Origin of the sequence: Mesorhizobium quangtriensis (assembly GCF_040081925.1) — a bacterium.
GTDB classification, from domain to species: Bacteria; Pseudomonadota; Alphaproteobacteria; order Rhizobiales; family Rhizobiaceae; genus Mesorhizobium_K; species Mesorhizobium_K quangtriensis.
Genome location: NZ_JBEBMF010000001.1, coordinates 1,420,615 through 1,433,989 on the forward strand (window position 1 = coordinate 1,420,615; position 13,375 = coordinate 1,433,989).

Below are 13,375 nucleotides of genomic sequence, written 5' to 3' on the forward strand. Positions count from 1 at the left end.
GAGGGGGAATTCTTGAGCGCTGCATCAAAGAAACTGCGCATCGCCGTGCTGTTCGGTGGGCGGTCCTCGGAGCACGACGTCTCGGTTATGTCAGGCACCAACGTCATGCGCGCGCTCGACCCGGCAAAATACGATTCGGTTCCCGTCTTCGTCACCCGCGAAGGGCGCTGGCTGGCAAGCAACTTTGATGGACGCGATCTTACGAAGCCGTCCGACGGGGACGAACTGGTGCTGGTGCCCGGCGGCGACGGGCGTCTGCTCATGCTGCAGGCTGGCGGCGCAGTGCGCGAACTGCCCAGGATCGAAGCGCTGTTTCCCGTGCTGCACGGCCTGCATGGAGAAGACGGATCGGTCCAAGGTCTGGCGCGGGTCGCTGGCGTGCCGCTTGTCGGTTGCGATATCCTCGGTTCGGCGACAGCGCTCGACAAGGACATCGCCAAGCATCTCCTGAAGGAGGCCGGCGTGCCGGTCGCCCGTTCGCTGACGATCCGCCAGGACGCGCCGCCCTCTTTCGCCGAACTCGAGGCCGCGCTCGGCCTGCCGATCTTCATCAAGCCGGCCCGGCAAGGCTCGTCCGTCGGTGTCAGCAAGGTCACCGGCGAAGCCGGCTATGCCGAAGCACTTGCCGAGGGCTTCCGCCACGACGCCAAGCTGCTGGCCGAGGAATTCATCGATGGCCGCGAGATCGAACTGGCGGTGCTCGAGAATCCGGACGGCAGCCTGTTCGTATCGCGCCCCGGCGAGATCGCTCCAGCCGCAAGCCACGGCTTCTATACCTACGACGCCAAGTACATCGACGCCGATGGAGCAGCGCTGAAGGTTCCTGCCGAACTGCCCGCCGAAGTCGAGGAAGCTCTCCGCGAAACCGCCGCGAAGGCCTTCTGCGCGGTTGGCTGTGATGCCATGGCCCGCGTCGATTTCTTCGTCATGCGCGACATGCGTTTCGTGCTCAACGAACTGAACACTATCCCCGGTTTCACCAACATCTCCATGTACCCGAAGGCGATGGAGGCCAGTGGCGTCAGCTACCCGGAGATCATCGACCGCCTCGTCGCGCATGGTCTGGCGCGTGGAGCCTGAACAGGGCCGATTGGTCCGGTAAGGCTCCAGTAGGCTATACTTCCCCAACGGCACTCGGGGGCGATTCGGTCAATGTGGGATTTCGAGATCGGCAGGACGCTGGGCATCGTCATCCGTACCTGGCCCTTCGTCATCCTGCGCATCATCGTCTATTTCGGCATCACGATCGCCTACATCGTCGCGACTGGCACCGGCGCCGGGGTGGGCTACGGCGTCGGCCATATCTTTGACGACGGCGGCCCGCTCAGCTTTTCGGTCTGGGGCGGCATTTTCGGCTTCGGCCTCGTCTCCATGCTGCTGTTCTGGTTGCGCGAATACATCCTGTATATGGTCAAGGCCGGCCACATCGCCGTCATGGTGCAACTGATCGACGGCCATGACGTTCCCGGCGGCCAGAGCCAGATCGGCTATGCTCAAGCCGTTGTGCGCGAGCGCTTTGTCGAGGCCAACGTGCTCTTCGTGCTTGATCAGCTCATCAAGGGCGTCGTGCGCGTCATCACCGGGCTGCTCGGAGGCATGGCCGCCGTCCTGCCGATCCCCGGCCTGCTGGGCATCGTCAAATTCGTCAACACGGTGATCCGCATGTCGCTCACCTATGTCGACGAGATCATCCTCGGCTACAACATCCGCGTCGGCAGCACGGCGCCCTTTGAGACCGGCCGCCAGGGCATCGTGCTCTATGCGCAGAACGGCAGGACGATGTTGAAGAACGCCGTCTGGCTCACCGTCATGACATGGGTGCTCGGCATCGTCATCTTCTTCCTGACGCTCGCTCCCGCAGCCACCATCCTCTACGCCATGCCGGGCCAGCTTGCCGGCTGGGCTTTCGTGCTCGCCATCGTCTTCGCCTGGGCGTTCATCTCCGCCTTTGTGGAGCCGTTTGTCATCGCCGCGCTGATGCAGGTCTATTTCCGCGTCATTGAGGGGCAGGTCCCGGACCCCGATTGGGATGCGCGCCTGTCGGAGGCGTCCGCGCAATTCCGCGAGCTGAAGGATAGGGCGCTCGCCTCGGTCGGCGGGTCCCAGTGGGGCGGCGGGCAGGCTTCCTAAGCTGTGAACATCGCCCGCACTGGCCCGCAAGCCGTGGAAACGGCGCGCCTGCGGCCCTATATCGGGGCATGGTCACCCGACTTTACTCCCATCCCATCTATCTGGAGCACCTGACTCCACCCGGTCATCCCGAGCGTCCGGACCGGCTGCGCGCCGTCGAGCGCGTGCTGGAGGACGAGAAATTTTCTTATCTGGACCGGGTCCAGGCGCCCGAAGGCGATCCCGCGACCATCCTCTACGCCCATCCGCAACCCTTTGTGGACAAGGTTCGCGCTGCGATCCCGGCCGAGGGCATCCACAAGGTCGATTCCGACACCTCCGTCAGCCCCAGGAGCTGGCAGGCGGCGATCACTGCCATTGGCGCGGCCAATGCGGCGGTCGATGATGTGTTTTCCGGAGCGGCGGACAATGTTTTCGTCGCCTCCCGTCCGCCCGGCCATCATGCCGAGAAGACCACCGCCATGGGCTTCTGCCTGTTCAACAACGCCGCAATAGCCGCTCGCCACGCGCAGAAGGCGCATGGCGCCGAACGGGTCGCCATCGTCGATTGGGACGTGCATCACGGCAACGGCACGCAGGACATTTTCTGGGACGATCCGAGCGTACTGTATTGCTCGACTCACCAGATGCCGCTCTATCCCGGCACCGGTGCCTTGAACGAAACCGGTGTCGGCAACATCGTCAACGCGCCTCTTGCGCCCCGGACCGGCAGCGATATCTTCCGCGAGGCTTTTGGCACTCGCGTTCTGCCTGCCATCGAAGACTTCGCGCCCGACCTGATCATCATTTCGGCCGGCTTCGACGCGCACCACCGCGATCCGCTTGCCGAGATCAACCTGGTCGAGGACGATTTCGACTGGGCGACGGGGCAGCTTATGGAGAGCGCTTCGCGCCACGCAAACAGCAGGCTCGTCAGCCTGCTCGAAGGCGGCTACGATCTGCACGGTCTGGCCTTTTCCGTCGCCGCGCATGTCGGCCGCTTGATGAGGGGATGAGCATGTCCGGTGAAGTCAACGAAGATATCAAGGCGCTGAGCTTCGAGAAGGCTCTGGAAGCACTGGAGAAGATCGTCGACGATCTCGAACGGGGCGACGTGCCGCTCGACCAGTCGATCCGCATCTACGAACGCGGCGAGGCGCTGAAGGCCCATTGCGACCGGCTGCTCAAGGCCGCCGAGGACCGGGTCGAGAAAATCCGCCTCTCGCGTGAGGGCAAGCCAGTCGGAACCGAGCCGCTCGATCCGGAGTAAGCGAATCCGCTTGCTTCCGCACCGTTCCTGCATTCATTCTCGACCGGAGGAATGCTTCAGCAAGGATCGTGAATGCGGCTTCGACTGGGAAAACGCTACGGCGGGCTCGCGCATGGCTTCGGCTGCGCCTGCCACACGCCCGCGGTGCTCGAGATCAACCGCCGGATCGTCGCTGGCCTTGACCGCCGTTCGGTCCTGAAAGGCATCGCGGCCAGCTTTGCCGCCGTGTCTCTCGGCCAGAGCGGTGCTTTTGCCCAGACCCCCGGAAAGCCGCTACTCTTCTCCAATGTCCGCATTTTCGACGGTCGGCAGGGCTCGCTGGTCCAGGGCTCCGGCGTTCTCGTCGTCGACAACAAGATCGAAGCGCTGGTGCCCGCCGCCGAAACCGTCGCCGACGCCGACGTGATCGACTGCGGCGGTCGCGTGCTGATGCCGGGCCTGATCGATTCGCACTGGCACACCATGCTGGCCGGCATTCCTGAACTGGTCGCGATGACCGCCGATGTTCCGTACGTCCATCTTGTCGCTGCCCAACAGGCTGAGGCGACGCTCCTGCGCGGCTTCACGACGGTGCGCGATGTCGGTGGACCGTCCTTCTCGGTCAAGCGCGCCATCGACGAGGGGCGCTTTCCTGGGCCGCGCATTTTCCCTGCCGGCGCCATGATTTCGCAGACGTCCGGTCACGGCGATTTCCGCTTCCGCTACGAAGTGCCGCGCGGCTCCGGCAACGATATCACCCACGCGGAGGCGGCGGGCATCTCGGCGATCGCCGATGGCGTCCCCGAAGTCCTGAGGCGGGTTCGCGAACAGCTCATGCTGGGCGCCAGTCAGATCAAGATCATGGTCGGGGGCGGCGTGTCCTCGGCCTATGATCCAATCGACACGATGCAGTTCCTCCCGGAGGAAATCCGCGCGGCGGTCGACGCGGCTGCGGACTGGGGCACATATGTCTGCGCCCATGTCTACACCTCGGACGGCGTGAACAGAGCGATCGACAACGGCGTGAAGTGCATCGAGCACGGCCAGCTCGCCGACGAGGATACGGTGCGCAAGATGGCCGACACCGGCACATGGTGGAGCATCCAGCCATTCCTCGCCGACGAGGATTCGAATCCGAAGTCGGATCCGGTCCAGCGCCAGCAGCAGGAGGAGATCGCCGTCGGAACAGTGCGCGCCTTCGAACTCGGGCAGAAGCACAAGGTCAAGATGGCGTGGGGCACGGACATCCTGTTCAACCCGCGCGGCACGCCCGGCCAGGGCCGGCAGCTCGCCAAGCTTTCGCGGTGGTTCGACAATGCCGAAATCCTGCGTATGGCGACCGGCCACAGCGGCGATCTTCTGGCGATGTCGGGCGCGCGGAGCCCTTACCGGGGTAAGCTCGGGGTGATAGAACAGGGCGCTTTCGCCGACCTGCTCGTCGTCGAAGGCAACCCGCTCGAGGACATCGACCTCGTGGCGGATCCGGGCACCAATTTCAGGATCATCGTGAAGGATGGTCGTATCCACAAGGACACGTTGAGGGGATGACAACGATGGCGCGAGTCGCATTCATGGGCATGCTTTCGGCAAGCGTGCTTTTCGGCGGTGCTGCGCTGGCTGCCGATCCGGGGGCGGTTATGGAAGAGCCTCCTGTCGCCGCGTCCGATTGGATCGTCCACGTCACGCCCTATCTCTGGGCGTCCGGCATCGAGGGCAACATCTCGCCTTTCCAGCGGGCCCCGACGGTTGGCGTCGATGTGCCGTTCTCCGAGATATGGGACAATCTGAACTTCGGCGGATTTCTCAACGTCTGGGCGCGCCGCGACCGTTTCGTCTTCTCCGGCGACCTGATGTATGTGAACCTTTCCGATACGAAAACGATCGGGATACCTGAACTGCCTAACTTCGACCCGGGCGCTCTCGACGCTTCGCTCGACACCGTGCAGTTCTATGCCGCATTACAGGGCGGTTATCGTGTGATCGATACGCCGCAATTCACATTCGACGCGCTGGCCGGCGGCCGCTTCTGGTATATCTCAAACGACATCACCCTGAGCTATGCCGGCTTTTCACGCTCTGCCGGAGCGGACTTCACCTGGATCGATCCGTTGATTGGTGGCCGGGCCTTCTACAATTTCAATGAAAAGTTGTCCGTCCTCGGACAGGCTGACATAGGCGGATTCGGCGTCGGCTCCGAACTGACCTGGTCGGTTCTCGGAACCTTCAATTACGTATTCAACGACAAATGGTCGGCCTCGGCGGGCTACAAGTATCTGTCCGTCGACTACGAGGATGATGGCTACGTCTTCGATGTTGATATGTCCGGTCCGGTGATCGGCCTGACCTATCGCTTCAACTGAAACGTCCTGCGGCGGTTGATCCCGGCGGCGAATTGCCCAGATATTGGCAAATCGCTCTCGGGAGGCAACCATGTGCCGCAACATCAGGCAGCTTTTCAATTTCGATCCGCCCGCCACGGACGACGAGGTGCGCAACGCAGCACTTCAGTTCGTTCGCAAGGTGAGCGGCTCGACAAAGCCCTCGCAGCGCAACGAGGACGCCTTCAACCGCGCCGTGGAGGCCATTTCTTCAAATATCCGCGAACTGATCGATTCCATGGAAACGACGCAACCGCCGAAGAACCGCGAAGAGGAAGCCGCCAAGGCCCGCGCCCGCACGCTGATCCGCTTTGCTTGAGGCGTCGGATTGGCTTTATTGCTTCGATGACCCTAGATTGTAGTCCATGAGTTTCTTTCCCGGCACCGATCCCGAGGTCGGCGACAGGTTTGCCTGCGACGCGCTCGAACTGATGGTCATCCCGAACGCCAAGGACATCGGCGGATTCGAGGTTCGCCGGGCTCTGCCAACGGCCAAGCGCCGCCTCGTCGGCCCGTTCATCTTCTTCGACCGCATGGGGCCGGCGCTTTTGAGGGTAGGGCGGGCGCTCGACGTGCGCCCGCATCCGCATATCGGGCTTTCCACCGTCACCTATCTGTTCGACGGCCGCATCAGGCACCGGGATTCGCTCGGAACCGAGATGGTGATCGAGCCGGGCGACGTTAACCTCATGACGGCCGGTCGCGGCATCGTCCATTCCGAGCGCACGCCGGAGGAGATGCGCGGCGCGCCGATGTCGGTGTCCGGCCTGCAGACCTGGCTGGCGCTGCCGGATGGCGGCGAGGAGGTTGCGCCGCTCTTCGAAAACACCGCGCGCAGCACGCTGCCGGTTTTCGACGATGCAGGCGTGTCGGGCCGCGTCGTCATCGGCGGCTTCGAGGGCCTGAAATCGCCGGTCCGCACCGCTTCTGACACGCTCTATGCCGACATCAGGCTCAAGCCCGGCGCCAGCGTGCGCATTCCCGCTGACGCAGAGGAACGCGCCATCTACACGCTCGACGGCACGGTGACGATCGCCGGCGACAGTTTTCCCGACAACCGCCTGCTGGTCTTCAAGCCCGGCGACGAAATCGTGGTTTCTTCTGAAGCCGGTGCGCATTTCATTCTTTTCGGGGGAGCATCTCTCGGCTCGAAGCGTTATATATGGTGGAATTTCGTTTCGTCGTCGAAGGACAGGATCGAGCAGGCCAAGGAAGAGTGGAAGACCGGCCGCTTCGATATCGTCCCCGGCGATGACAAGGAATTCATCCCGCTGCCCGAGGGGTAGCGGGTTCGGCGTTTACATTCCATCAAGCCGCCACTATTGCGGAAGATTGCTGCAATCTCTGCCCGGAAGGTGTCCGAAAGAGTGAATTCCAGACCGCAAACGCCGCTTCTCGACAAGGTTCGTGTGCCGGCCGACCTGCGCGCGCTGCCCGAGACCGACCTGCCGCAGGTGGCGGCCGAGTTGCGCGCCGAACTGATCGACGCAGTCTCAGTGACGGGCGGCCATCTCGGGGCGGGTCTTGGCGTGGTCGACCTGACCGTGGCGCTGCATTACGTCTTCGACACGCCTTCCGACCGACTGATCTGGGATGTCGGCCACCAGGCCTATCCCCACAAGATTCTAACCGGCCGCCGCGACCGCATCCGCACCCTGCGCATGGAAGGTGGTCTTTCCGGCTTCACCAAGCGCGCCGAAAGCGAATACGACCCGTTCGGCGCGGCGCATTCCTCGACGTCGATCTCGGCCGGGCTCGGCATGGCAGTGGCGCGCGACCTCAAGGGCGGCGCCAACAACGTGATTGCCGTCATCGGCGACGGCGCCATGTCGGCCGGGATGGCCTATGAAGCCATGAACAATGCCGGCGCGCTCGATGCCCGGCTGATCGTCATCCTTAACGACAACGACATGTCGATCGCCCAGCCCACCGGCGCGATGAGCGCGTACCTCGCCCGGCTGGCGTCGGGGCGCACCTATCAGGGCATTCGCGATTTCGGCAAGAAACTGACCTCCTATCTCGGCAAGCGTGTCGATCGTGCAGTCACGCGCGCTGTCGAGCACGCGCGCGGCTACATGACCGGCGGCACCTTGTTCGAGGAACTGGGTTTCTTCCACATCGGCCCGATCGACGGCCACAATCTGGAGCACCTGATCCCGGTCCTTCGCAATGTGCGCGACAACAACACCGGCCCGGTGTTGATCCATGTCGTCACCCAGAAGGGCAAGGGCTACGCTCCGGCTGAGGCCGCGAGCGACAAGTATCACGGCGTCAATCGTTTCGACGTGATCACCGGCGCGCAGGCCAAGCCGCCCGCAAACGCGCCCGCCTATACCAAGGTTTTCGCCGAAAGCCTGATCCAGGAAGCGAAGCTCGACGAGCGCATCGTCGCGGTCACCGCCGCCATGCCGTCGGGCACCGGCCTCGACCTGTTCGGCGAGGCCTTTCCGTCGCGGACCTTCGATGTAGGCATTGCCGAGCAGCATGCCGTAACTTTCGCCGCCGGCCTTGCGTCGGAGGGGCTGAAGCCGTTCGCGGCGATTTACTCGACCTTCCTGCAGCGCGCCTACGACCAGGTCGTTCACGATGTGGCGATCCAGAAGTTGCCCGTGCGTTTCCCGATCGACCGTGCAGGTTTCGTCGGCGCGGACGGTCCCACCCATTGCGGCGCCTTCGACACCACCTTTCTCGCCACGCTTCCGGGCATGGTTGTTATGGCCGCCGCGGACGAAGCAGAGCTGCGCCACATGGTTCGCACCGCAGCCGACTATGACGAAGGCCCGATCGCCTTCCGCTATCCGCGCGGCAATGGCGTCGGCGTCGATATGCCCGAGCGTGGATCGTTTCTGGAAATCGGCAAGGGCAGGGTGTTGCGCGAAGGCAGTAAGGTGGCGCTGCTCTCCTTCGGCACGCGGCTGGCCGACTGCCTGCTCGCCGCCGAGGAGCTTTCCGCCGCCGGTCTTTCGACGACTGTCGCCGACGCGCGCTTCGCCAAGCCGCTCGACGAGGATCTCGTTCGCAGGCTGGCCCGCGAGCATGAGGTGCTTGTCACCGTCGAGGAGGGCGCCATTGGCGGCTTCGCCACGCAGGTGCTGCACTTCCTGGCGCATCAAGGTTTGCTGGAAACCGGCCTCAAGGTGCGTCCGCTGGTCCTGCCGGACGATTTCACAGACCACGCCAAGCCGGAAAAGATGTATGCCGACGCCGGTCTCGACAGCGCCGGCATCGTCCGCACGGTGTTTGCAGCGCTGGGCGGACGCGGCACACAGGCTGCCACCGCCTGAGCATTCGTTAACGTGCATTGCCTGCGCTAACGCTCTGTTTACGCTGACCTTTGGCAATTCACTTACCGTACATCTTGGACGTTTCTTAGCCCTGATGCCCTAGAATCTCCCGCAGGTAGGGAGTTTTGGCGGGATGAAGGCGCTTGTCGGTGCGGTGATTGCGGTTGCTTTGGCTTCGGGCGGAATTGGATCCGTCGCGGCCCAGCAGCGCTATGACCGCAAGCTTGAAGAAGCCGTGATCGGTATCGTCGCATCGAAGATGGGCGACATACGCGGCGGCTTCGCGCTCGACACCAAGCCGGTCATGATCGTGGTCCACGGCGATGTCGTCCGAAGCACCACCGAACTCACGGCAACGCACCGTCCCGCACCGGTGGACGGGCTGGCGCGGGCTGTCGAGCAGAAGGCGGTCGAACTTCCGCCCTCGGAATCGCCTGCGCGCTAAACGCTTGCCTAAACGCCGGTCCTTCTGCATGGAAGGCCATGCCGACCGCCCGCAAGACCGATGCCCACAGGACTGAAGGCCGTATCAGGCTGGACGAACTTCTCGTCGGCCGCGGTCTCTACGCGAGCCGCTCTCGCGCCCGCGACGCAGTTAGTCGCGGGGCGGTGAGTGTCGACGGGTCTGTCGTCTTCAAGCCCGGCCAAGCGGTCGCACAGTCGAGTGACATCCGGATCGCGGATCCCGCTGCACGCTATGTCTCGCGCGCGGCCCTCAAGCTCATCGCCGGGCTCGACCATTTCGACGTCGATCCGAAAGGCTCCCATGCGCTCGACATTGGAGCCTCGACGGGCGGTTTCACGCAGGTCCTGCTCGAACGCGGTGCGGCGCACGTCGTCGCGCTCGATGTCGGCCACGGCCAGCTTGCCGAGGGCCTGCGCGGCGATCCGCGCGTCACCGTCATCGAAGGGCTGAACGCGCGCGACCTGACGCTGGACCATTTGCAAGGAACCCGGCCCAATTTCCTCGTCTCCGATGTCTCCTTCATCTCGCTGACGCTGGCCTTGCCGCCCGCCCTGTCCCTTGCCGCTCCGGGTGCAAGGGGCGTTTTTCTCGTCAAGCCGCAGTTCGAGGCGGGCCGCGATGCCATCGGCAAGGGCGGCCTGCTGAAAGATGCGGAGGAGGGGCCTCGCGTCGCCGAACGTCTTCGCTTCTGGCTCGACGGCCAGCCCGGCTGGCGCGCACTCGGCGTCTGCCCTTCTCCGATCGAAGGCGGCGACGGCAACCATGAATTCCTGCTCGCCGGAGTGAAAAATCAATGAGCGCCACCTTCGATATCCGGCGTCTCGGCGCGCAGGGCGATGGTATTGCCGACACGGAAACGGGTCAGGTCTTCATTCCGTTCGCGCTGCCCGGCGAGGCGGTCACGGCCGCGCGCCACAAGGATCGCGCCGACCTGATCGCGGTTCTCAAGTCCTCGCCACAGCGCGTCGATCCCGCCTGTCGCCATTTCACCGTCTGCGGCGGCTGCGCTGTTCAGCATCTGGAAGACTCGGCCTATCGCGACTGGAAGCGACAGAAGGTCGTGCAGGCGCTGCATGGCGGCCGCATCGACCCGGACATGGCTGCAATCGTGCCCTGCACGCCCGGCACGCGCCGCCGCCTGACCTTCGCCGCACGCAACACCGAACGCGGTGCCGTGCTCGGCTTCAACCGCGCTCTTTCGAAAGAAATCATCGACATCGAGGAGTGCCCGATCTCGCTGCCCGAGATCGTTTCGGCCCTGCCGAAACTGCGCCGGCTGGCGGCGTTGATTGCCGCAACGCAGCAGGCGTTTCACATGACCGTCACCGCGACAGCCTCCGGCCTCGATATCGCCGCGCATGACCCGGGCAAGATGGCCGACGGTCAGCGCCGCGCCGCGGCCGCTTTCGCAGGCGAGTCCGGTTTCGCCCGCCTTTCCGTCGATGGCGAAATCGTCATCGAACCGCGCAAGCCGCTCGTTGTGTTCGGTGATGTCTCCGTCCCGATCCCGCCCGGCTCCTTCCTGCAGGCGACCGCCCCTGCCGAGCAGGCGATGGCCGACCTCGTGCTATCCCATCTGTCGCGGGCAAAGAAGGTCGCGGACCTTTTCGCCGGTTGCGGCAGCTTTGCGCTGCGTCTGGCGAAAAAATCTGAGGTCCATGCGGTGGAGGGCGACGCCGCAGCACTTGCCGCGCTTGATCGCGGCTTCCGGCAGGGCACGGGCCTAAAGCGGGTCACCACCGAGAAGCGCGATCTTTTCCGCCGCCCGCTCACTTTCAAGGAGCTCAACGCCTTTGACGGCCTCGTCTTCGATCCGCCGCGCGCCGGCGCCGAGGACCAGTCGAAGCAGATCGCCCGCTCGGACGTGCCCTTCGTCGCCGCTGTCTCATGCAATCCGGGCACGCTGGCGCGCGACCTGGCGATCCTCGTCGCCGGCGGCTACCGCGTGACGGCCGTCACCCCGATCGACCAGTTCCTCTGGTCGCCGCATGTCGAGGCAGTCGCCCTGCTGGAAAAACCAAGAAAGCGCCGCTGACGCTTCAGGCCGGACGGGGCGCTTCGATCGAGTATTTCATCTCCGCGATCATGCGGTAGAGCTTGCGGTCGCGCGAAACCGGCCACCATTCGTAGAGCAGAAGCTCCATGGGCAGCCACAGCGCCACCCAGCCAGCGATGATGAAGCCCTCCGAGACGAGGCTCTGCACAAGGTCCGGCAAGATGGTGGCATTGCCGGCGATGGCCGAGATGGCCATGCAGATGAGCAGGAAGATGCACCCCTTGGCGAGTGCCCGAAAACCGTCGCGACGTATGGTCACGAGTTGCTCGCCGAGCCGCCCCTCCTGATAGCGCCAGAGCGCCTTCAGCGCATCGTCGATCTTGCGGCGCTCCTCCGGGCTTGGCTGCTCGTCCAGCACCAGCTGTGCTTCGATCGCCGCGAGCCGGCGGTTGAAATTCGCGCGCGCCGCATCGAGGATGCGCTCGACACCCGAGCGTTCTTCGAACTGTCCCGAAAGCGGATCAGGCTCGGGCGCCACCACCAGCTCCTCCAGTCGGGCAAGCCGCAGGCTGACACTCTGCACGGTCTTCGGATCTGGCATCTTGGCTCCGCTGGAAGGCAAGGCGTTGTTTGCCCGGATCGCATCCCCTCGGGCGTCGCAACCTAGACCGTTTCGCAAGAGGATTGAAACGGTGCTGTTTGCCCTGTGACATAGGTTTTCGCCAAGGACCTCGACAGCGTTTGGTCTTGAAACATGCGTGATTTGCGCACATTTTGACGAATGTAGATCAGCACAATGAGGATTTCGGCATGGGCGCATCGCCATTGGATCTGACGGCGGTGCGCTTCGGTGACGCGCCGGCGCCTTTCCTTTCGGCGCGCCGCGTTGCCGAGACACTTGGCATTAACCTCTCCGAACTCGCCGAGCTTGCCGGCGTGGCGCGCAACACGCTCGCCGCCAAGGCCAGCGGGCGCAAGGCAGACGCCGCGCTCAGCCCGATCGTCCGCATCTTCGCGATGGCCGGCGAGATGGCGGGCAAGGAGCAGCGCGCCGCGATCTGGTTCAAGCATCAGCCTATTCCCGGCTGGGCCGGCAAGGCCGCCTACGATCTCGTCGGGGAGGGCAAGTCCGACAAGGTGCTCGCCTATCTGGAGGCAGTGCGTTCCGGCGTCTATGCCTCAAAGCCCGCCCGAGCGACCCACCGTAGGCAGATGGCAGCGATTTATCGGGCGTTGGCGCTCGGGAATTCAGGCCGGCAATACGTTGTCGAACCCCTTCGTTTGGTTTGGCGACATTTTCTACATAAATCTGGATGACAGGACGGACAGGCGACAGGCGCTGGAAGCACGGCTGTCGCGACTGGGAATCGAGAATATATGTTCGCGCTTTCCTGCGATCAGTACGCCCTACAATCATCATGTCGGCTGTGCGCTATCTCACCGCGCCTTGATTGCTGACGCACGCCGACGGGAACTGAAGACCTTGCTCGTTCTCGAGGACGATGTCCTGTTTCATCGCAACACCGTCCTGCTTCTGCACGAGATGCTTAGGGAACTGGAGGGCGTGGAGTGGGATCTGCTTTATTTCGGAGGTCACACCTGGGGAAAGGAGAAGGCCCCGGTCCCCGGTTGCAAGTTCCTGCGTACGCCCCACACAATCACCACCACCCACGCCATCGCTTACAATCATACCGTGTTCGACAGGCTTCTGGATGCCCTTCCGGCAACGGAGGCCGCGATGGAGCAATGGCTTGGCCGATGGAACGGCATTGATCAGTATCTAAGCAAGTCGCCCTTTCGAAAAGTCTTGGCCAACCCGATGATCGCCATGCAGGCCGAACTGTTCAGGCAGCCAAACCCGCCGAAGCGCCGCGACTTCTCGTAGCGCGGCCG

14 protein-coding genes and 1 pseudogene are annotated in these 13,375 nt (G+C 63.8%); 14 read left to right on the forward strand and 1 reads right to left on the reverse strand.

The genetic code is table 11. From position 1 onward, the window contains the following. The first annotated feature begins 12 nt into the window (after nucleotides 1-12). The 12 genes from ABMA32_RS06935 (at nucleotide 13) to ABMA32_RS06990 (ending at nucleotide 11,521) form a co-directional block, all read left to right on the forward strand. Nucleotides 13-1,080, forward strand: coding sequence for a D-alanine--D-alanine ligase family protein (locus ABMA32_RS06935; RefSeq protein ID WP_349012971.1), 1,068 nt, complete (start codon nucleotides 13-15; stop codon nucleotides 1,078-1,080). A 72-nt stretch (nucleotides 1,081-1,152) separates the two neighbouring features. Beyond that, a complete protein-coding gene (locus ABMA32_RS06940) occupies nucleotides 1,153-2,130 on the forward strand; it encodes a hypothetical protein (protein ID WP_349012972.1) in 978 nt (325 codons plus the stop codon). Between the two features lie 68 nt (nucleotides 2,131-2,198). Next, nucleotides 2,199-3,125: a histone deacetylase family protein gene (locus ABMA32_RS06945; RefSeq protein ID WP_349012973.1), complete on the forward strand. Its 927-nt coding sequence runs from the start codon at nucleotides 2,199-2,201 to the stop codon at nucleotides 3,123-3,125. A gap of 2 nt (nucleotides 3,126-3,127) precedes the next feature. Beyond that, entirely contained in the window at nucleotides 3,128-3,379 is a 252-nt protein-coding gene (locus ABMA32_RS06950) for an exodeoxyribonuclease VII small subunit (protein WP_349012974.1), read from the forward strand. Nucleotides 3,380-3,451: 72 nt separating this feature from the next. Next, nucleotides 3,452-4,906 (forward strand): metal-dependent hydrolase family protein, encoded by a 1,455-nt coding sequence (locus ABMA32_RS06955; protein WP_349012975.1) that lies wholly within the window; start codon nucleotides 3,452-3,454, stop codon nucleotides 4,904-4,906. A gap of 5 nt (nucleotides 4,907-4,911) precedes the next feature. Further along, nucleotides 4,912-5,718, forward strand: a complete 807-nt coding sequence (locus ABMA32_RS06960) for a hypothetical protein (RefSeq protein WP_349012976.1) — start codon at nucleotides 4,912-4,914, stop codon at nucleotides 5,716-5,718. Nucleotides 5,719-5,788: 70 nt separating this feature from the next. Then, nucleotides 5,789-6,055 (forward strand): DUF2277 domain-containing protein, encoded by a 267-nt coding sequence (locus ABMA32_RS06965; protein WP_349012977.1) that lies wholly within the window; start codon nucleotides 5,789-5,791, stop codon nucleotides 6,053-6,055. A 46-nt stretch (nucleotides 6,056-6,101) separates the two neighbouring features. Further along, entirely contained in the window at nucleotides 6,102-7,022 is a 921-nt protein-coding gene (locus ABMA32_RS06970; protein WP_349012978.1) for a pirin family protein, read from the forward strand. 81 nt (nucleotides 7,023-7,103) lie between these two features. Next, nucleotides 7,104-9,020, forward strand: a complete 1,917-nt coding sequence (dxs, locus tag ABMA32_RS06975; RefSeq protein ID WP_349012979.1) for a 1-deoxy-D-xylulose-5-phosphate synthase — start codon at nucleotides 7,104-7,106, stop codon at nucleotides 9,018-9,020. A gap of 133 nt (nucleotides 9,021-9,153) precedes the next feature. Further along, nucleotides 9,154-9,465, forward strand: coding sequence for a hypothetical protein (locus ABMA32_RS06980; RefSeq protein WP_349012980.1), 312 nt, complete (start codon nucleotides 9,154-9,156; stop codon nucleotides 9,463-9,465). Between the two features lie 38 nt (nucleotides 9,466-9,503). After that, nucleotides 9,504-10,283, forward strand: coding sequence for a TlyA family RNA methyltransferase (locus ABMA32_RS06985; RefSeq protein ID WP_349012981.1), 780 nt, complete (start codon nucleotides 9,504-9,506; stop codon nucleotides 10,281-10,283). Next, a complete protein-coding gene (locus ABMA32_RS06990; RefSeq protein WP_349012982.1) occupies nucleotides 10,280-11,521 on the forward strand; it encodes a class I SAM-dependent RNA methyltransferase in 1,242 nt (413 codons plus the stop codon). Before ABMA32_RS06985 ends, ABMA32_RS06990 begins: the two co-directional genes overlap by 4 nt. Before the next feature lie 4 nt (nucleotides 11,522-11,525). On the opposite strand, the gene ABMA32_RS06995 is transcribed toward ABMA32_RS06990, so the two are convergent. Beyond that, nucleotides 11,526-12,083: a hypothetical protein gene (locus tag ABMA32_RS06995; protein WP_349012983.1), complete on the reverse strand. Its 558-nt coding sequence runs from the start codon at nucleotides 12,081-12,083 to the stop codon at nucleotides 11,526-11,528. 209 nt (nucleotides 12,084-12,292) lie between these two features. Here ABMA32_RS06995 and ABMA32_RS07000 point away from each other — a divergent pair. Both ABMA32_RS07000 and ABMA32_RS07005 read left to right on the forward strand, forming a co-directional pair. Then, nucleotides 12,293-12,661, forward strand: a pseudogene (locus ABMA32_RS07000) (hypothetical protein); the annotation flags it as partial. Then, nucleotides 12,657-13,367 carry a glycosyltransferase family 25 protein gene (locus tag ABMA32_RS07005; RefSeq protein WP_349012984.1) on the forward strand — a complete coding sequence of 237 codons (711 nt, stop codon included), beginning with the start codon at nucleotides 12,657-12,659 and terminating at the stop codon, nucleotides 13,365-13,367. The pseudogene ABMA32_RS07000 and the gene ABMA32_RS07005, both read left to right, overlap by 5 nt. Nucleotides 13,368-13,375: the final 8 nt, after the last annotated feature.

Coding starts and splice junctions, on each gene's coding strand:
- ABMA32_RS06950 (WP_349012974.1), top strand. CDS start 3,128: ATGTCCGGTGAAGTCAACGAAGATATCAAGGCGCTGAGCTTCGAGAAG.
- ABMA32_RS06965 (WP_349012977.1), top strand. CDS start 5,789: ATGTGCCGCAACATCAGGCAGCTTTTCAATTTCGATCCGCCCGCCACG.
- ABMA32_RS06980 (WP_349012980.1), top strand. CDS start 9,154: ATGAAGGCGCTTGTCGGTGCGGTGATTGCGGTTGCTTTGGCTTCGGGC.
- ABMA32_RS06970 (WP_349012978.1), top strand. CDS start 6,102: ATGAGTTTCTTTCCCGGCACCGATCCCGAGGTCGGCGACAGGTTTGCC.
- ABMA32_RS06990 (WP_349012982.1), top strand. CDS start 10,280: ATGAGCGCCACCTTCGATATCCGGCGTCTCGGCGCGCAGGGCGATGGT.
- ABMA32_RS06940 (WP_349012972.1), top strand. CDS start 1,153: ATGTGGGATTTCGAGATCGGCAGGACGCTGGGCATCGTCATCCGTACC.
- ABMA32_RS06985 (WP_349012981.1), top strand. CDS start 9,504: ATGCCGACCGCCCGCAAGACCGATGCCCACAGGACTGAAGGCCGTATC.
- ABMA32_RS06995 (WP_349012983.1), bottom strand. CDS start 12,083: ATGCCAGATCCGAAGACCGTGCAGAGTGTCAGCCTGCGGCTTGCCCGA.
- ABMA32_RS07005 (WP_349012984.1), top strand. CDS start 12,657: ATGCCTCAAAGCCCGCCCGAGCGACCCACCGTAGGCAGATGGCAGCGA.
- ABMA32_RS06945 (WP_349012973.1), top strand. CDS start 2,199: ATGGTCACCCGACTTTACTCCCATCCCATCTATCTGGAGCACCTGACT.
- ABMA32_RS06955 (WP_349012975.1), top strand. CDS start 3,452: ATGCGGCTTCGACTGGGAAAACGCTACGGCGGGCTCGCGCATGGCTTC.
- ABMA32_RS06960 (WP_349012976.1), top strand. CDS start 4,912: ATGGCGCGAGTCGCATTCATGGGCATGCTTTCGGCAAGCGTGCTTTTC.